An 18131-nucleotide genomic window follows, 5' to 3' on the forward strand; every position below is an offset into this window, starting at 1 on the left:
GTTGAGAATGAGGCTGTATACTTGCGGCTTTGTCTTTGAACGCTGAGGTCGACCATGCCATCTGTTATTTCCACCGACGTACTGATTGTCGGCGCTGGGGTTGCAGGCCTCTGGCTCAATGCCCGCCTGCGCCGTCAGGGGTTTTCTACCGTGCTGGTCGAGAACGGGACGCTCGGAGGTGCACAGACGGTCAAGTCTCAGGGCATCATTCATGGCGGTGCCAAGTACGCGCTGCATGGTGCGCTCACCGGCGCTTCTGAAGCCATTGCCGATATGCCACGCCGCTGGCGCGAAGCCCTTGCCGGTGACGGCGAGCTGGACCTGAGCGGCGTGCGCCTGCTTTCCGAAGCCCATTACCTGTGGTCGCCCGGCACTCTGGCCGGCAATCTGACCAGTTTTTTTGCCAGCAAGGCCGTGCGCGGCCGGGTTGACCAGGTCAAGGGCGACCAATTGCCGCCGGCCCTGCAAAACCCTCGTTTCAAGGGCAAGGTCTATCGCCTGGCCGAACTGGTGGTCGACGTGCCGAGCCTGATCGAGCGTCTCGCCCAACTGGCCGGTGACGGCCTGCTGGCAGGGCAGAACATCGAGCCCCTGTTCGAAAACAACGAGCTGATCGGCCTGCGAGTCGACGGGCGTGAGATTCATGCCCAGCGCATTGTATTCAGCGCCGGCGCCGGTAATGCCGAGCTTCTGGCCGGCGTAGGCATCAGCGTTCCCGCGCAACAACTGCGCCCCCTGCACATGGTGCTGGTCAAAGGCCCCAGCCTGAAACCCCTGTACGCTCATTGCCTGGGTGGCGGGTCCAAGCCACGCATCACGGTCACCACCCACCCAGCCGCCGATGGTGAGTGGGTCTGGTATTTGGGCGGTGACATTGCCGAAGCCGATGGTGTAGCCCGCGAACCTGCCGAGCAAATCGCGGTGGCCCAAAAAGAACTGGGCAACCTGCTGCCCTGGGTGGACCTGAGTCAGGCGCAATGGGCCACGCTGCGGGTCAGCCGTGCCGAGCCCGCGCAATCGGGCCTGGTGCGTCCCGACAACGCCTTCCTCGCCGATCAAGGGCGCCTGCTGGTGGGCTGGCCGACCAAACTGGCGCTGGCCCCCGATTTCTCGGACCGCGTATTGCAAGCACTGGAGCATGACGGCATAAAACCGGGCAATGCCCCTGCGCTGCCGGAATTCCCGCGTCCTCCACTGGGTAAAACGGCCTGGGAGCAACTGCTGCCATGAGCCAGGCGACCCTGCACGCGCATCACCGCCCATTGGGCAGTACCGGACTGATGGTTTCGCCGCTAGGGCTGGGCACGGTCAAGCTGGGCCGTGATCAAGGGGTGAAGTACCCCAATGGCTTCCAGATCCCGGACGACGATGAAGCGCGGATGCTGCTCAAGCTGAGCCGCGATCTGGGCATCAACCTGATCGACACCGCCCCCGCCTATGGCCGCAGTGAAGAGCGTCTCGGGCCTCTGCTGCGCGGCCAACGGCAAGCGTGGGTGATTGTCAGCAAGGTGGGCGAAGAGTTCGTCAACGGTCAGTCGAGTCACGACTTCAGTGCGGCGCACACCCGGTATTCGGTGGAACGCAGCCTGCAACGTCTGGAAACTGATTTCATCGATCTGGTGCTGGTGCACTCTGACGGCAATGACCTGGCGATCCTCAACCAGTGTGAGGTGTATGCCACGCTGGAAGACCTGAAACGCGAAGGTAAAATTCGTGGCTTCGGGCTGTCGGGAAAAACCGTTGAGGGTGGGCTCAAAGCCCTGGAAAGCGGCGACTGTGCAATGGTTACTTACAACCTGAATGAACAGGCAGAAAAGCCTGTCATTGATTATGCCGCGGCTCACGGCAAGGCGATTCTGGTAAAGAAAGCCCTGGCCAGTGGTCATGTCTGTTTGAGCCCGGGCGTTGATCCAGTACGCGCCAGCTTCGAACTGGTGTTTGGTCATCATGGGGTTGCCAGTGCTATTGTCGGCACCATCAACCCTTTGCACTTGGCCCATAACGTGGCAACCGTTGCGCAGGTTTTGCGTAACCTCTGATGCCGCCGACGCGGCCGACCCCGACGCAAGAAGGTGCCGACATGCCGCGTTCACTTATCCGCAAGAATCCCAGCGACTTCAAAACCCTGCCGTTGTTTGTCGAGGCCACGCCTGAGGGCTTGAACTATCAAAGCATCGGGATGCCCCTGAACTTTGCACAAACCCTGCACAAACGCCGACAGGTCACGGTGACCGATACCGAGCGTTTCTCGCTGGAGTTGGCCAACCTCGGGGTGTCGGTGCGCCTGACCCTGAATTGGCATGGACGTGATTACTGGGTATTGGTGCGCCAGCGGCGCCAGGATCGGGGGGACGTGGTGCTCAAATTGATTTCGGGCTATGTACCCGCCCACGAGATCAATCTGCCTTTGCACACTGCCATTCAGGAGATAGCCGAGGAGTGCTTGCTGGAAACCCCCGAAGGCTGGCTCAGCGGCCGTTTTAACGAAACATGGCTACCCGCACCGTATTCTGCGGCGCTGCACTACCGTGAAGCCCTGCCCTTTCGCCTCACGCCGTTATCCGGCGCCGCCCGCCCGGTTCGTTGTGGCACCCAGACTTTGCTGGAGCGCCCACGGGGCTATGTGCACTTGCCCACCGCCTCGTTGCAGTTGATTTACGACTTGCGCCTGGAAGTGCCCAAAGAGGCCAAATCCCTGAGCCTGTTCCATGTTGATGAGCGACTGGAAGGTGATCAACTGGTGGCACGGCTGGACCGCAAGCGACCGGACCTGTACCTGATGCCGCTGAGCGATGGGCAACCCTGTGCCGAGTTATATACGTTGCACAAAGACCGGCTCCACAGTGCCAGCACCCGAGGGTTGTATCTGGCGGAGAGCTTTGCGCATCAGGAAGGCTGGGTAGTCCGCGAGGAACGCATACGCTGGAAAGACTGGCTCATACAGCAAGGCTTGAGCGCACCACGCAAGGCGTCAGGGCTACAACGCCTGACCGGCAAGGCCCGGCAGATCTTCAGAAAGGTGGTGAAAACCAAAAGCCCTCTGTAGGAACGAGCAAGCTCGCTCCTACAGACTTTTGAGCTGCCCGGATAAAGGCTGCCGTCACTGACCGCGGATTTTATCGACGATGGCCGTGGTCGAGCTGTTTTCTACCAGCCCCAGCACTTTCACGGTCCCGCCGTAAGCCGCCACGATGTCGGCGCCGACCACTTGGTCGATCCCGTAATCGCCACCCTTGACCAGCACATCCGGCTTGAGCTGAGTCAACAGGTTCTCCGGTGTGGCTTCCGGGAAGCTGATCACCCAGTCCACCGCACCAAGGCCAGCCAGTACCGCCATGCGGCGATCCACGCTGTTGATCGGGCGCCCAGGCCCTTTCAGGCGGCTCACGGAGGCATCATCGTTGACGGCAACGATCAATCGGTCGCCCTGGGCCCGCGCCTGCTCCAGATAGGTCACATGCCCGGCATGCAAAATGTCGAAGCAGCCATTGGTGAAGACGATTGTCTCGTTGTGGGCCCGTGCATCATCGATGGCCAGCAACAACTGATCGAGGCTCAATACGCCCCGCTCCGAACCTTCTTCACGTTGAATGGCGCGGCGCAACTCCGGCGCGCTGATGGCCGCCGTACCCAGTTTGCCGACCACAATGCCGGCCGCCAGATTGGCCAGTGCCACGGCGTGGGGCAGCTCTTCGCCGGCAGCGATAGCCGCGGCCAGGGTCGAAATAACGGTATCGCCAGCGCCTGTGACGTCAAACACTTCACGGGCCCGGGCTGGCAGGTGCATCGCGGCAAAGCCGGGACGCAGCAAGGTCATACCGTGCTCGCCACGGGTAACCAGCAAGGCACCCAAATCCAGGTCAGCCATCAGCTTGGCACCTTTGGCCACCAGTTCGGCCTCGTCGGCGCAACCGCCCACGATGGTTTCGAACTCGCTGAGATTCGGCGTGATCAGGCTGGCGCCCCGATAGATCGAGAAGTCCTTGCCTTTAGGATCTGCCAGCACCGGAATACCCCGGGCACGTGCGGCCTGGATCAGCACCTGATGGTTTTTCAGCGCACCTTTGCCGTAGTCCGACAGCACCAGCACCTTGATGCCTTCAAGCAGGTTGTCGACTTCAGCGCCCAATGCCAGAGCATCGGTAGCGAACGGTTCTTCAAAGTCGATACGCAGCAGTTGTTGGTGACGGCTCATGACCCGCAGTTTGACGATGGTCGGTTGATGCGCGATGCGCTGGAACAGAGCACGTACGCCAGCGCCTTCAAGGCTGTTGGCCAGACTATTGGCAGCTTCGTCGTCACCGGTCACACCGACCAGCGAGGCAGGCGCACCGAGTGCAGCGATGTTTAGCGCAACGTTGGCAGCACCGCCCGGACGGTCTTCGATTTGCTCGACCTTGACTACCGGCACCGGCGCCTCAGGGGAAATCCGTGAGGTCCCGCCATGCCAATAACGGTCGAGCATGACATCGCCTACCACCAAGACAGGGGCTTGATCGAATTGCGGCATGGACAACTTCATGGAGAACCCACATACAAAATGAACAGGGGCGCGATATTAACACAGGGTGAACGCAGGTCAGTTCACGGTATTAATCGCAACGAATGAGAATCAGAAGAGAGCTACAACACATGGCCTGCCAGAATTGATACAGCCCTTGCAGGAGCACACGGCTCCTGCAAGGGCTGTATCGACCTCAGGCGATATCGCCAGAGGTCTCAGGGGTATCGAGCCCCATCGAGTGCAGTCTGGCGTAATAACCATTTTGTGCCAGCAGCTCGGCGTGCGTGCCGCGCTCTACAATCTGACCCTGGTCCATGACCAGAATCAGGTCGGCTTTTTCGATGGTCGTCAGGCGGTGAGCGATCACCAGCGTGGTTCGGCCCTGCATGACATGGTCCAGCGCTGCCTGAATGTGACGCTCGGACTCGGTATCCAGCGCGGAGGTCGCTTCATCGAGAATCAGCAACGGAGCATTTTTAAGCAGGGCCCGGGCGATTGCCAGACGCTGGCGCTGACCGCCGGAAAGCAATACGCCGTTTTCACCGACCTGGGTGTCCAGCCCTTGTGGCAGTTGCTCGATAAAGTCCATCGCGTAGGCATCCCGCGCGGCTTTCTCGATCTCCTCACGAGGTGCACCGGCCAGATCGCCGTAGGCAATGTTATTGGCCACGGTATCGCTGAACAGGGTCACGTGCTGGGTCACCTGCGCAATGTGACGACGCAGGTTGATCAGGCGGTACTGCTCGATCTCGACGCCGTCGAGCAGGATTTCGCCCGAGTTATGGTGATAGAAACGCGGAATCAGGTTGGCCAGCGTTGATTTACCACTGCCCGAACGCCCTACCAGCGCCACCATCTGCCCGGGCTCAACCGAGAACGTCACATCCTTGAGCACCTGGCGATCGGTCCCCGGATAGGTGAAGTTGAGGTGACGCACCTCAAGCCGTCCGCTGACGTGATCACGCTCAACGGTGCCCGTGTCGACTTCCGGTTTTTCATCCAGTTGTTCAAAGATGCTTTCAGCACCCGCCACACCTTTCTGAATCGTCGAGCTGACTTCCGACAGCTGGCGAATCGGCTTGGGCAACAGGCCGGCCAGGGTGATATAGGCAATCATGTCACCCGCCGAGGCATCACCGCGCAGGTACAGCACCAGGAACATCAGGATGCCCATGGCGATGTAAATGACCAGTTGCAGCATCGGGGTATAAATCGCCCCGGTGCGGGTCATGCGCAATTGCTTGTCAGTGTTGCTCTGGCTGGCTTCCAGGAAGCGCTTCTGCTCGTAGGTTTCGCCGCCGAAGCTGCGAACCACGCGATAGCCCTGAATGGTTTCCGAAGCCACATGGGTGACATCGCCCATTGCCGCCTGGATTTTCTTGCTCTGCTTGCGGAATTTCTTGCTGGCCGTGCTGACCATCACCGCAATCAGCGGCAGGATGGCGATCATTACCAGCGTCAGGCGCCAGTTCATCCACAGCAATGAAGCAAACAGGAAAACCACCGTCATGCCTTCACGGATAACGACCTTGATCGCATCTGTAGCGGCACCGGTCACCATCGTCACGTTGAAGGTGATACGGGAAATCAGGTGACCCGAGTTGTGCTGGTCAAAATAACGGTTCGGCAACACCAGCAGGTTGTTGAACAACTGGACCCGCAGGTCGTGCACCAGCCCAAGCGATACTTTGGCCAGGAAGTAGTTGCCCAGGAATGATCCCAGTCCTTGCCAGGCCGCGATGAACACAATCAGCAACGGCACGGCCTGCAGCAGACGCAAATCGCGCAGGTACGGGACGGAAGGAAACAACACGGCATCCGGATTGGACAAGCCGTCGACGAAATACTTGAGGATGTAACCAAGCATTGGCTGGGTCGAAGCGAAAATCAGAAACCCGAGAATACTCAGCAGGAAAAGGCCGATATAGGGTTTCACATAAGTCAAAAGCCGAAAGTATATTTTCAGGCTTGAACTCTGTTCCGCTTCACGCGGTGCATCACTCATCGTAGAGCTCACTGAATTAGGGAAAACGCGAAATTTTATCACAGGCGTCAATCGACGCCTTCTTGAACGTCAAAAGAGTCGCAAGGGCCACCGGCAGCCAGGTAATGAACCACTCTGCACGGGGTGAATCCAGCAGGCTGGCAGCATCAAATTGCATGGCCAGCATCGAAAACACCCAAACCCCGATCACACCCTGACCGAGAACAGTCGTACGTGCACGCCAAGCGTAGAACAGGACTGAGAACCAGGCGACACTCCAGAAGATCAAGCCCGGCAGACCATAAACAATCCCTACACTGGTGAACAAGTTATGCGAGTGATCAAAGGTCAAGCCGACAGACGTGACGTGATAGCGCATCCCCAGCCCCAGACCGGTCCAGAAATGTGATTTGATCATCTCCACGCTGGCCATGAATATTTCGGGGCGATAGGAAGAACCTCGCTCCAGCATCAGCGCCTGCATATACCAAAACACCACGCCTGCGCCTATCAGCCCCGCAATAGCGAGCATCACGGTACGTCGGTCACGCCGCCAGAGCGGCATCGCCAGAACCGTCAGCAACAGTGCAACGGCCGCACCACGGCTTTGCGTCAACACGACAAAGCCACCCAAAAGTCCCAGGGCTACCAGCCACAACATTTTCATGCCGCGCCCCTGAGGCACCCAGTGCAGCATCCAGACACATGCCACGCCTATCGCGTAGGCGCCCAAAATAGGGTGCGCCAGCTGACCCAGGCCTTCCAGGCGCTCAGTCCAGCCGTGTCCCAGGACAAAGTAGAAGCGCACCATCGCCACCAGTGCGATGAGGGCCAGCCCCAGCCCGCCCCATTGCAGCAAGCGCACGACACGTTCAGGCCGGCCATTGGCAAGAATCGGGAATGACAGGATAAACAAGGCAATGTAGGCCATGGTCTTGGCCTCACGCAGCGGTGCTTCACTCCAGCTCCAACTGATCAACGCCCATGTCGCCAGACCGATGAGTGCCAGGCAAAGTACGCGCTGGGTCTGCCAGACCTGAGCAATCAGCGCGCGTGCTGACCATGCCACGAACAGCGTGGGAACCCAGATGAACAACACCAGCCCCTGCTGATACAGCTTATTGGTGGGCGCTAATGCAATGGCCCACATGAACCACAATAAACCACATGTCATCAGGCCTTTCGCCCACCGACTTTCGTACATCGTCCAACTCCTAAATAAAACACCCGCCAACGCTGGCATGGTTAAAACATGACTTTTTCGGCATCATTGCCTGTCTGACTGCTCGCAAGGGTTCTACGATGCAATGTTCACGGCTTCCACAAGCCGCTTTGAATCAAATGATTGAAGGCGCCAAAATTCTTGAAGCCGACAGTTACGGCGCAAAAGTCTACCTGCTCCAAGACGGGAACATCATGAAGCTGTTCCGGCGCAAGCGACTGTTCTCATCTGCTTTGCTACGCCCTTATTCAAAACGCTTCATCGACAATGCCGCGCAGCTTGAACACCTCGGCATTCCGACCCTCAAGGTTCTGGCGTTTTATCGTCTGGACAAGCCCGGCATGACTGCTGTGCTGTATAGCCCATTACCGGGCGAGACACTGCGTCAGATCGCGGAAAAGAACGGGTTTGACTGGAAAGACAACCTGCCTAAGCTGATTGAACTGATCCGCCGCCTTCATGCGGCTGGTATTTACTTTCGCTCCTTGCACCTGGGCAACATTGTGGTCACCCCGCAGAACCAGTGGGGATTGATCGATATCGCAGACATGCGCTTTTTCAAAGCCCCTCTGTCCAAAAAGCTGGCACAACGCAATCTTCAACATTTCGTGCGCTACATCCAACGGGAAAATTTGACCGACAAGTTTCCCGTCGATGCACTGCAAGAATCTTTTTTACCGGCCTGAAAGCACCACGGAGCAGGCGTGACTGAAGTGCTGCCACGCCTGCTCCGGAGCAATCGCTGCGTATTGGCGCGCTGCCACGTCCCGCGCAGAAACAACCGCAGTCGCCTCAATGGCCTGCACCCACGCGGCCTCATCGTCTACTGGCACGTAGCGGCCCGACTCACCCAGCTGCTCCTCAAATACCGGCAGATCACTGACCAGAACGGGCACATGAGCAATGACTGCCTCTTGCACGATCAGCCCCAGGCCTTCCTCCTGCGAAGGGATCAACACCCAGTCAAACGCTCGATACAAACTCGCCACGCCGATCAAGTGGCCAGGCAGCAGCACCTTGCCTTGCAGTCCCAGTGACTGGATCCTGGCTTCAAGCTCAGCTCGCGCAGGACCTTCACCGACAATCACCAGCAGCCGGTCCGGTGCCTGCTGGAGTGTCCGGGCAAAGGCGCGGATCAAACAGTCGAAGCCCTTGCCTGCGACTAACCGGCCGACAGCGCCAAACACCTGAGCCTGGTCGAGCGCAATCCCCAACTGCTCACGGGCCTGTTCGCGGGACAACAACTGGCTTTGAAAGGCCTGGGGGTCGAGCGCACAACGCAGTGTCACCACGGGCAACCGGGTGTCGGCCTCAATGGAAGCCGCCAGCGTTTGCGATACCGCACACAAGGTGAGCTGCTCCGGGGGAAAATCACGAAGCAGGTTGATTTCTTTATCGTTGAGCCGGGTAGCGCCATGAAACATCACCACCGCACGCACGTGAGGCAACGTGCGCAATACCGGCAACAGCACCCGCGCAACGCCCACTCCATCGATCAATACAACCCGGGCATCATCGGCCAACAATGCCTTGTGAAAACCACGCCGCAGCCAAAAACCGGACAACGCCCGGATCCCGCGACCTTTCAACACCTTTGAAGACAACTGCCAGGCCCGCACTTCGCCGACATCCCTCAGGCAAGCAGTGGCCTTGTCCTGAAGCAGCCAGGTTTTGATGCATGCACCCGGGGCGGCCTGGGACAGGATTTGCTGATGGACCTTGTGCACAGAGGCATACGGCGAGCCGCCTGACCACATCACATTGATGATGCTCATCCGCCAACGCCTCGATGCCCACCCAGCTTCAACCGAACCCGGTCCAGCCAGGACAACGGAGGATGGGGGCGCAAGGCAGGCTCCAGCGCTTCAACGATACGTTGGCCTATACGCGCAAAACTGTACTGCGACATGGCCAGATCACGGCCGCGCCGGGCGATGGCAGCGGCCAGCTCCGGATCGGCACGCAGGCGGGCGAGCTTTTCCTGCAATTCAGGGATGTCGCGGTAAAAAACCATGTTGTGCATGTCTTCAAAGCCCAGGGCGCGGTTTTCGGCCTCGCCCTGATCGAACGCCAGCAATACACAACCGCAGGCCATCGCTTCGAAGTTTTTGATCATGTACTCACCCATCCCCACGTCTGCGCTGACAAAAAAGCGGATGCGGTTGAGGGTGTCGCGGTATTCATCGCCGGACTTGGTGCGGGTTACCACCAGCGGTTCGACACTGGCCAGCTCGTCGAGCAAGGCTTTGCGGCCGCTGTAGGCCACGCTGTTGGTGCTGCCGACAAACGCCAGCTCGATGTTTCGCTCAAGGCCCAGGTCCTGCAGCAGCGTCTCGTCGTAGCCCTTGGGCACGAACACCGCATCGAAACCTTCTTCGCGCAGACGCTCGGTCACCATAAAGCCGGAGCTGATGATCCGGGCCCAGGGCAATTGGCGATAGTGCGCGCTGAATTTTCCGGTGTACTTGCACTCGATGTAGTTCTGATAAGCATCGTGTTCAAGAATCACCAGGTTGGGCAACGTGCGGATAAAGCCGACCTGCCGGATTTCCTGCTTGAAGCGCAGGAAAAACACGATCCGGTCGTAACGCGACACATCGACTTCATCGCGAAAGTAACGGCGCAGGTTGCGCTGCTCGTCGCTGCTCAGCCAGCGGATATCACAGTTGCAGTGGGCCGATACGCCGTCATACAAGCGATCCAGAATGGCCCGCTGCTCTTTCTGTACTAGAAATAGAACGTTCATGGTTTTCCTTGCGGCACCGGGAGGTGCCAAAACAGTTCATGCCGCCGGACCGCTTTACGAAAGAATTCATTCTCGCCATACGGTGATGGCTTGCGACCTGCCAGTACTTGCTGGATCGCCCGTCGCAACCGGCGCTTGAGCACCGCTCGCGGTTGCAGGTCGTGCATCATGCCCAGCGCCATCGCCTTGTTGCGCTGCTGTTCAAGAGACAACGGCAAGGAGCAAGGGTGCACTCGGATCGCAGCATCGAACATCGGCGGCAAGGTAATACCGTCTGAGCTATTACCCATCGGCCAGCGATCATTGTCATGCAAGTGATTGGCATAACCGAGCACACTTGTCGGCTGCCAGGCCAACCCTTCCAGGGCTTGCATCACCGCCGTGTGGGCACAGATGTGGTCCGGGTGAGGGTCGATTGAGGGGTGCGGCAGCACGATGACTTCGGGACGGGCCCTTTCAATCAGCGCACGCAAGTCTGCCAGCAGGTTATGCCAGGTCGGCGCACCGTCTTGATCGCCCGGGAGCAGGAACGGATTGAGCTGCCTGAACAGACGGGTGTCGTTCAGGTCGGCTTCTCGCGAGGCAATCGGTTGATCGGGAGCAGCCTGCATGGCAGGCAGTTGCAGGCAAAAATATCCAAGCTGCGCACAATGAGCCTCTGGCACACCCGCCCAGCGAGGTACAGCCAGACTGTCCCAGGCACGCAAACGCCCTTTGAGCCGCGCAGCGTCAGCGCGCTCAAGGCCCATCTGCTGATAATGCTCGGCCTCGATCTCCCCTGCGGTCAGGGTCACGATCCAGGCTTCACGGGCCTGGCTGTACAGACCAAAGGCCGCCAGCTCGGCATCGTCGGCGTGGGGCGCGATGACCATCACCCGCTGTTCGCGATAGTCGGGCTGACGCAACAGCCACAGTTCAGGCTGGCCCTGCACGCTGCAAAAGCGCCCGCGAATGCGCAACTCGCCCCGGCTCAAGGCTTCGGCATGATCACTCAGATTCAAATAGCGCAGCCCGTTGACACCCCGTTCAAAGGTTTGTCGGTCGGCATGCCCGGATCCCGAGAGCGTGACGAAAGGATCAAGAAACCGTCCTGCCCAGCCGCTCTTGACCCTGATTGCCAGCATCAGGGTTTCATCGCCGGCAACATTTAGCGGTTGATCCAGCAACAGGCGCTCCCCCTCAAGGCGAACACCCGGGCGCTCGCTATCCGCAGGAAAGCTGTACTGATAATCGTCTTGGGGAGAGTAAAACAGATGGTCGGCAAACCAGGCTTCATGGGCGATCCAGCCCAAAACCGCCAACACGGGTGGCAACCACCAGGCCAGCAGCACGCCGCAGGCGATCAGCACGATCAAACCCACCAGCAAGCCCATCCGCTTGTTGCGTCGATGACGCTTGAGTAACTGTTGCTTTCGAGAAAGGGGTTCGCTCATGGTTTGGCTCTTGTATTTAGCCCCTGCAGGAGCGAACTGGCTTGCGATGCAACATGTTCGGCCTGTCTGATTCACCGAAGTGATGCCATCGCGCGCAAGCCCGTGCCTGCAGAAGATCATTCAAACCTTGAAAACAGGCACCGGATTACACCATCGCTCTTTATACTCGCGATCAGCACGACCGAACGAGAAGCGCAGGGGCTTATTGACGCTGCGAGCCTGTTCCCAGGCCGATTGCGTATTGAGAAAACTCAATACACTGCCGGGGCTGAATGCGCGGGTTTCGGGGTCGACACCCCCATTGACGTACTCCACACTGATCCATTCAGGTGACTCAACCCGATACACCAGTTGAATCGCGATGGGCGCATCGTTGAGGAAGATCACCGAGCCTATCAACAGCTCACGCAACAACTCAATCACTTCAGCCATGCGTTCGGCACCGGTGGCCACAAAGCCCCAGCGTCGCAGAAACAAGTCGCAATAAATGCTCGCCAATTCGGCGCTGGAAAACTCCGACACCGGGCGTACAACCCCGCCCGCTTCCTCCAGCAGACGCAGTTCACGGCGCTGGTTATAGCGGAACTTTTTCGAAAGTTCTTCAGGTGTACGGGCCATGGCCAACTGTTCGGCTTGCGGGACCAGCGTGCTGAAGCGGCCTTCATTGAGCGCTGACAGGTAGCGTCCACGATGGCGCAAAGGCGCTTGGGCATCAACGGCTGCCGGCAGTATGAACTCGGCATTGCCGAGGTCGAACAGGCCTTTTTTACCGTGACGCTTGAGCACGTCCTTGGACAACGCCAGATCCCGGCCCCAGGTCGGGATCGCCGCTTTTAGCTCACCCCCCTGCTCCCAGGCCAGATAACGCACCGGGATGCCGGCAAGTTGCGCCAATCGGTCAATAACCATTGGGTGAGTCGCGACACTGCCACCGAAACGCTGCCAGGCGTCAGCGTACGTACACGCATCCACCACGTTCCAGCCGCGCTCGCGCCAGCCCTGAAATCGATTAAGCATCAGGACTCCGCTGTCAGGTCGGTAACTTGTGGCAAATGCCAGAACACATTACGCACAGCCTGGTCCGAGAACCGCTCATGCAGGCGCGTCAGCATCTGCTCAGCGCACACCTTGCGTTGTTCGTCGTCAAGCCGCGACAGATGCTGTAGACCTTGGGCCAGGTGTTCGGCATCCCCCAGCGGGAACAGCACGCCCACACCCTCGACCACTTCCTTGGCACCACCGCAGGCCGTCGCCAGCAGCGGAACCCCGGCGGCCATCGCCTCAAGCAGAACCATGCCGAAAGGCTCATGATCGGAGCTCAGGGCAAACACATCGAAAGCACGGAAGAAACGACGGGCGTCAGGAACCTGGCCGAGGAAATTCACCTGCGCGCCAATCCCGAGTTCGTTGGCCAGCTCCTTGAGGTCTTGTTCCAGCCGCCCGGTACCCATGATCGCCAGCTGGCTATCAGCAGGCAAGCCCGGCAAAGCCTTGGCAAACCCCTGGATCAACGTCGCCTGGTCCTTGTCGGGATGCAGGCGCCCAACATTGCCGACAATAAAGCCATTGACCGACAACCCCAGCGCTTCACGCGCCTGAGTGCCCGGCAATTGGCCGGCTTGTACGGCATCGATATCGATGCGGTTGTACAGCGTGCGAATGCGTCCGGTCGGCCACTTGGGCAAGCACTGGCGCATGTCATCGCGCACCGCGTCCGACACACCGAGCAGACTCAGGCGCTTGCGGAACAGGTTGGCAAACAGTTTGCGGCTACCGCGTTCATAGTCACCAAACGCGTGATGCACGCCGATCACCGGCAAGCCGGTGGCCAGCAAGGCGATGTAGATCGGCTTGAAGCGGTGGGCAATGCAAAAGCTGAAAGAGCGCGACGCTGCAATTTTACGCAGCTCACGGATGGCGCCCAGCTTCAGGCCACGAATGGCCTTGGAGCTGAACTCCATGAACAGCACTTCATCGGACGCACAGTTTGCTGCCACCTCGGGATCTGCCACCCCGGTCAAGAAGACCGTGGTGACGCGATAACCGGTGCCGGCGAACAGGCTGGCGTACTGACGGGCGCAGTCCAGAAACGGCCCGTCATAGCCGTGACAGAACTGCAGAACATGGCGCTCAGTCGAGCGATTCATAAGTTTCCGCGCCAGCTTTGACAACCAGAATATCTTCCATGATCAGGTACTGCAGATCGGAGCCGAAGAACATGTTCAGCGCGTCGGTCGGCGAGCACACCATCGGCTCGCCACGGCGGTTGAGCGAGGTGTTCAGTGACACGCCGTTACCGGTCAGCACTTCAAGGGCTTTCATCATGTCGTAGTAGCGCGGGTTGTATTCGCGCTTGAGTACCTGTGCACGGGAGGTGCCATCTTCATGGACAACTTCCGGAACACGGGTTTTCCACTCTTCAGCCACTTCAAAGGTGAAGGTCATGAAGGGTGCCGGGTGATCGACCTTGATCATCTGCGGGCCCACGGTGTCGAGCATCGACGGGCAGAAAGGCCTCCAGCGCTCGCGGAACTTGATCTGTTCGTTGATACGGTCAGCCACGCCTTCGCTGCTCGGGCAACCGATGATCGAACGTCCGCCCAAGGCACGCGGACCGAACTCCATGCGGCCCTGGAACCAGGCTACCGGGTTGCCATCGACCATGATCTTGGCAATGCGCTCCGGGGTGTTTTCGATCTTGCGGCATGCCGGCTTGCCCGGGTGACGGGCACAGGCGGCAATGACGTCTTCGTTGCTGTACGCAGGGCCGAGATAAACGTGCTCCATTTTCTCGACCGGTACGCCACGGGCGTGGGATACATAAGCGGCGGCACCCACGGCAGTCCCGGCATCGCCGGACGCTGGCTGCACGAACAGCTCCTTGACCTCGGGGCGGGCAATGATCTTTTGGTTCAGCTTCACGTTCAACGCGCAGCCGCCCGCAAAAGCGATCTTGCCGGTTTCCTTGAGGATGTCGCCCAGATAGTAATCGATCATTTGCAGCGACAGTTTTTCAAACAGCGCCTGCATGCTCGCCGCGTAGTGGATGTAAGGTTCATCGGCGATATCGCCTTCACGCTTGGGCCCCAGCCACTCGATCAGTTTTGGCGAAAAGTAGAAACCCTTGCCGTTTTCCTTGTAGCGACGCAGGCCGATGACGTTGGCGTATTCGGTGTTGATCACCAATTCGCCGTTTTCAAACGAAGCCAGGCGCGAGAAATCATATTTGCTGGCATCGCCGTACGGCGCCATGCCCATGACCTTGAACTCGCCGTCGAGCATCTCGAAACCGAGGAACTCGGTGATTGCGCCGTACAGACCACCCAGGGAATCCGGATCGAAGAACTCCTTGATCTTGTGGATCTTGCCGTTTTCGCCATAACCAAAGAAGGTCGTGGCGTACTCGCCCTTGCCGTCGATACCCAGGATCGCGGTTTTCTCTTTGAAACCGGAGCAGTGATAAGCGCTGGAGGCGTGGGCCAAGTGGTGCTCAACCGGCTCGATCTTGATTTTTTTCGGATCGAAACCCAGTTGCTCAAGGCAGAACACAATCTTGTTGCGATAGCGTTTGTAACGACGATTACCCATCAGGATCGCATCGAGCGCGCGATCCGGGGCGTACCAATAACGCTTGGCGTAATGCCAGCGCGCCTTGCCGAACAAGCTGATCGGAGCGAAGGGAATCGCCACTACGTCAACGTCGGAAGGTTTGATACCGGCTTGTTCAAGACAGAACTTTGCCGACTCGTAAGGCATGCGGTTCTTTGCATGCTTATCGCGGACAAAACGCTCTTCCTCTGCTGCTGCGACCAGCTTGCCGTCGATATAGAGGGCTGCGGAGGGATCATGGCTAAGGGCGCCGGACAGGCCAAGAATCGTCAATGCCACTGGTTTAGCCTCTTTAAAATGCAGGCAGGCGGCGGGCGCCTGAGAAAATGGTGTGCCTCTCGCCGTGCGAGAAACAACTAAAGGGCGGGATTATAGCGTAAAGAGCAAGGTAATGACTCAGCGCTATTTGCCGCGCCAGCGGCTAAACTCCGCAACCTTTGCTAGCCTGATACCCGGCTGCCCGGCCGGGTCGCGTCACACGGAACTCCGATACCCTCCATGAAAGTTTTGACCCCTGCACATTTCGTCCTGCTGCTGCCTTGCCTGTCCTTGAGCCCCCTTGCCCTGGGCGACAATGAGCCGCTGCTGCTCGACCCCAGCGTGATCACCGGTTCGCGCAGCGCCAGCCCAAGTTTTGACCTGCCGTACTCGGTCGACAGTATCAACCAGCAACAAATCAATGACGGTCAACTCGGCATCAATGCCTCTGAAGTGCTGTCTCGGGTACCAGGGCTGGTGGTGCAGAACCGCCAAAATTATGCACAAGACCTGCAAATCTCATCCCGCGGTTTTGGCGCTCGTTCGGCATTCGGCGTCCGTGGCATCAAGCTGATCGCAGACGGCATCCCGGCCAGCACCCCGGACGGCCAGGGTCAGGCGGCAACGTTTAACCTCGACACCGCCGAACGCATCGAAGTCCTGCGCGGCCCGGCAGCCACTCTGTACGGCAGCAACGCCGGCGGCGTAATTCAAATGTTTTCCCGTGATGGCGAAGGTCCGCCGCGCATTGGCGCCGAAACCCTGATCGGCAGCGACGGCATGAGTAAAAACCATCTGACGGCCGAAGGCGCTACCGATGACGTGGGTTTTGTACTCGACGCCTCGCGCATGGACACCGACGGCTACCGTGAGCACAGCGCCGCGCGCCGCGACCAGACCTTCGCCAAGCTCAATCTCAAGCCAGATGAAGACAGCAAACTGGCGCTGATCTACAGCAGCCTTGAGCAAAACGGCACGCAGGATCCACTGGGTCAAAGCTGGGACGCCTACAAGGCCGACCCGCGCTCGGTCACGCCAAACGCCCTGACCTACAACACGCGCAAAAGCATCGACCACCAGCAAGTGGGACTGAACTACGAGCGCTACTTCGGCGACGCAACCTTGCAAGTCAATGCGTACACCGGGACGCGGAGCGTGATTCAGTATTTGGCGATTCCACCGTTCGCGGCGGGCAATAAACAAGGCGGCGGCGTGGTTCAGTTCGACCGCAAGTTCCACGGTGGCAGCCTGCGCTGGCTGCAGCCGGTGTACAGCGTTCCGGGCGATCTAACCTTGATCGCAGGCCTGGACTATGACCAGAGTCAGGACAGCCGCCACGGTTATCAAAACTTCAGCGGCGACCTGCTGGGCGTGAAAGGTGCTCTGGTGCGTGACGAAGTCGACACTGCACGTAGCCTCGACCCGTATGTGCAAGCTAACTGGGCCATCGACAACTGGACGGTGCAGACCGGCTTGCGCTACAGCACGATGGAAATGGACGTCGATGATCAATTTTTGAGCAACGGCGACGACAGCGGCACCAAGCGCTATGAAAAAGCCACGCCATCGATGAGCGTGATGTACGCCTTCACACCAGAACTGCATGGCTATGTCAGTGCCGGCAAAGGGTTTGAGACGCCGACTCAGGCTGAACTGGCGTACTCACCGAGTGGCCAGGGTTTCAATTTTGGTCTCAAGCCTTCCGAAAGCACTCAATACGAAATGGGATTGAAAGCCCAGCTCAACAACACCCGCATCAATGCCGCGATCTTTCAGATCACCACAGAAGACGAACTGGTGGTCTTGAGCAACACCGGGGGGCGCACAACCTATCAAAATGCTGGACGCACCCTGCGCCGCGGCTTTGAACTGGGCGTCGAAAGCCAGCTCAGCGAACACTGGACCACGACCCTGGCCTACACTCGTCTGCAAGCCACTTACGACCGTGACTTTGCCAGCGCCAAGGGCGCCGTGGACAAAGGCAACTACCTGCCGGGCGTGCCGCAAACCACGCTGTTTGCCGAAGTGAACTGGAAGCCCGCGGATTGGGTCAGCACCGCCATCGAAGGCATGTACCGCAGCAAGGTGTATGTCGAAGACACCAACACCGAAAAACCGGCACCGGCCTACACCGTCTTCAACTGGCGTGCGAAGTTTGAACAGAAGGTCGAACACTGGACCTTCCACCAGACCCTGCGCCTGGACAACCTGCTGGATCGCCAATACGTGGGGTCGGTGATTGTCGGTGACAGTAACAATCGCTACTACGAGTCGGCACCCGGTCGTTCGTGGTATGCCGGCGCCGGGGCTCAGTACAGCTTTTAAAACCTGCGTACTGCCCCCCCCAACCTGTCAGAGCGAGCTTGCTCGCGATA

14 protein-coding genes are annotated in these 18131 nt (G+C 58.9%); 5 read left to right on the forward strand and 9 right to left on the reverse strand.

What is annotated here, in order from left to right; translation table 11 throughout:
- The first annotated feature begins 54 nt into the window (after positions 1–54).
- The 3 genes from DQN55_RS20300 to DQN55_RS20310 are packed head-to-tail and all read left to right on the forward strand — an operon-like array spanning position 55 to position 3046.
- Positions 55–1230: an NAD(P)/FAD-dependent oxidoreductase gene (locus DQN55_RS20300; protein ID WP_048382790.1), complete on the forward strand. Its 1176-nt coding sequence runs from the start codon at positions 55–57 to the stop codon at positions 1228–1230.
- Positions 1227–2039: an aldo/keto reductase gene (locus DQN55_RS20305; RefSeq protein ID WP_048382791.1), complete on the forward strand. Its 813-nt coding sequence runs from the start codon at positions 1227–1229 to the stop codon at positions 2037–2039. The genes DQN55_RS20300 and DQN55_RS20305 overlap by 4 nt, the downstream gene beginning before the upstream one ends.
- Positions 2040–2080: 41 nt before the next feature.
- The gene (locus DQN55_RS20310; protein ID WP_048382909.1) at positions 2081–3046 is read left to right on the forward strand and encodes a hypothetical protein; all 966 of its coding nucleotides are present in this window, start codon (positions 2081–2083) and stop codon (positions 3044–3046) included.
- Positions 3047–3100: 54 nt separating this feature from the next.
- On the opposite strand, the gene hldE is transcribed toward DQN55_RS20310, so the two are convergent.
- From hldE to DQN55_RS20325, 3 genes are all read right to left on the reverse strand, one after another.
- Positions 3101–4522 carry a bifunctional D-glycero-beta-D-manno-heptose-7-phosphate kinase/D-glycero-beta-D-manno-heptose 1-phosphate adenylyltransferase HldE gene (gene hldE, locus DQN55_RS20315; protein WP_048382792.1) on the reverse strand — a complete coding sequence of 474 codons (1422 nt, stop codon included), beginning with the start codon at positions 4520–4522 and terminating at the stop codon, positions 3101–3103.
- Positions 4523–4697: 175 nt separating this feature from the next.
- Positions 4698–6509 (reverse strand): lipid A export permease/ATP-binding protein MsbA, encoded by a 1812-nt coding sequence (gene msbA, locus DQN55_RS20320; RefSeq protein WP_048382794.1) that lies wholly within the window; start codon positions 6507–6509, stop codon positions 4698–4700.
- A 16-nt stretch (positions 6510–6525) separates the two neighbouring features.
- Positions 6526–7692 (reverse strand): O-antigen ligase family protein, encoded by a 1167-nt coding sequence (locus DQN55_RS20325; protein ID WP_048382796.1) that lies wholly within the window; start codon positions 7690–7692, stop codon positions 6526–6528.
- Between the two features lie 98 nt (positions 7693–7790).
- Here DQN55_RS20325 and DQN55_RS20330 point away from each other — a divergent pair, with 98 nt between their 5' ends.
- On the forward strand, positions 7791–8396 hold the full coding sequence (locus DQN55_RS20330) for a BUD32 family EKC/KEOPS complex subunit (protein ID WP_048382797.1): 606 nt from the start codon (positions 7791–7793) through the stop codon (positions 8394–8396).
- Here DQN55_RS20330 and DQN55_RS20335 read toward each other — a convergent pair.
- The 6 genes from DQN55_RS20335 to DQN55_RS20360 all read right to left on the reverse strand — a co-directional run bounded on the left by DQN55_RS20335 (position 8385) and on the right by DQN55_RS20360 (position 15777).
- Positions 8385–9485 (reverse strand): glycosyltransferase, encoded by a 1101-nt coding sequence (locus DQN55_RS20335; protein WP_048382798.1) that lies wholly within the window; start codon positions 9483–9485, stop codon positions 8385–8387. The two genes, DQN55_RS20330 and DQN55_RS20335, sit on opposite strands and share 12 nt — an antisense overlap.
- On the reverse strand, positions 9482–10456 hold the full coding sequence (locus tag DQN55_RS20340) for a glycosyltransferase family protein (protein ID WP_048382799.1): 975 nt from the start codon (positions 10454–10456) through the stop codon (positions 9482–9484). The genes DQN55_RS20335 and DQN55_RS20340 overlap by 4 nt, the downstream gene beginning before the upstream one ends.
- Positions 10453–11889 (reverse strand): PIG-L deacetylase family protein, encoded by a 1437-nt coding sequence (locus DQN55_RS20345; RefSeq protein WP_048382801.1) that lies wholly within the window; start codon positions 11887–11889, stop codon positions 10453–10455. Before DQN55_RS20345 ends, DQN55_RS20340 begins: the two co-directional genes overlap by 4 nt.
- A gap of 120 nt (positions 11890–12009) precedes the next feature.
- A complete protein-coding gene (locus tag DQN55_RS20350) occupies positions 12010–12906 on the reverse strand; it encodes an antimicrobial resistance protein Mig-14 (protein WP_048382803.1) in 897 nt (298 codons plus the stop codon).
- Positions 12906–14036 carry a glycosyltransferase gene (locus tag DQN55_RS20355; RefSeq protein WP_048382805.1) on the reverse strand — a complete coding sequence of 377 codons (1131 nt, stop codon included), beginning with the start codon at positions 14034–14036 and terminating at the stop codon, positions 12906–12908. The genes DQN55_RS20350 and DQN55_RS20355 overlap by 1 nt, the downstream gene beginning before the upstream one ends.
- Positions 14020–15777 (reverse strand): carbamoyltransferase family protein, encoded by a 1758-nt coding sequence (locus DQN55_RS20360; RefSeq protein WP_048382808.1) that lies wholly within the window; start codon positions 15775–15777, stop codon positions 14020–14022. Before DQN55_RS20360 ends, DQN55_RS20355 begins: the two co-directional genes overlap by 17 nt.
- A 219-nt stretch (positions 15778–15996) precedes the next feature.
- Between DQN55_RS20360 and DQN55_RS20365 the strand changes: the two genes are divergently transcribed.
- Positions 15997–18081: a TonB-dependent receptor family protein gene (locus tag DQN55_RS20365; protein WP_048382810.1), complete on the forward strand. Its 2085-nt coding sequence runs from the start codon at positions 15997–15999 to the stop codon at positions 18079–18081.
- Positions 18082–18131 lie beyond the last annotated feature (50 nt).

Source organism: Pseudomonas taetrolens, from assembly GCF_900475285.1.
Lineage (GTDB): Bacteria > Pseudomonadota > Gammaproteobacteria > Pseudomonadales > Pseudomonadaceae > Aquipseudomonas > Aquipseudomonas taetrolens.

Excerpts from the sequence above, each read along its gene's own strand:
- DQN55_RS20335 (WP_048382798.1), bottom strand. The coding sequence starts at position 9,485 with ATGAGCATCATCAATGTGATGTGGTCAGGCGGCTCGCCGTATGCCTCT.
- DQN55_RS20325 (WP_048382796.1), bottom strand. The coding sequence starts at position 7,692 with ATGTACGAAAGTCGGTGGGCGAAAGGCCTGATGACATGTGGTTTATTG.
- DQN55_RS20345 (WP_048382801.1), bottom strand. The coding sequence starts at position 11,889 with ATGAGCGAACCCCTTTCTCGAAAGCAACAGTTACTCAAGCGTCATCGA.
- DQN55_RS20330 (WP_048382797.1), top strand. The coding sequence starts at position 7,791 with ATGCAATGTTCACGGCTTCCACAAGCCGCTTTGAATCAAATGATTGAA.
- hldE (WP_048382792.1), bottom strand. The coding sequence starts at position 4,522 with ATGAAGTTGTCCATGCCGCAATTCGATCAAGCCCCTGTCTTGGTGGTA.
- DQN55_RS20355 (WP_048382805.1), bottom strand. The coding sequence starts at position 14,036 with ATGAATCGCTCGACTGAGCGCCATGTTCTGCAGTTCTGTCACGGCTAT.
- DQN55_RS20305 (WP_048382791.1), top strand. The coding sequence starts at position 1,227 with ATGAGCCAGGCGACCCTGCACGCGCATCACCGCCCATTGGGCAGTACC.
- DQN55_RS20365 (WP_048382810.1), top strand. The coding sequence starts at position 15,997 with ATGAAAGTTTTGACCCCTGCACATTTCGTCCTGCTGCTGCCTTGCCTG.
- msbA (WP_048382794.1), bottom strand. The coding sequence starts at position 6,509 with ATGAGTGATGCACCGCGTGAAGCGGAACAGAGTTCAAGCCTGAAAATA.
- DQN55_RS20310 (WP_048382909.1), top strand. The coding sequence starts at position 2,081 with ATGCCGCGTTCACTTATCCGCAAGAATCCCAGCGACTTCAAAACCCTG.
- DQN55_RS20300 (WP_048382790.1), top strand. The coding sequence starts at position 55 with ATGCCATCTGTTATTTCCACCGACGTACTGATTGTCGGCGCTGGGGTT.
- DQN55_RS20350 (WP_048382803.1), bottom strand. The coding sequence starts at position 12,906 with ATGCTTAATCGATTTCAGGGCTGGCGCGAGCGCGGCTGGAACGTGGTG.
- DQN55_RS20340 (WP_048382799.1), bottom strand. The coding sequence starts at position 10,456 with ATGAACGTTCTATTTCTAGTACAGAAAGAGCAGCGGGCCATTCTGGAT.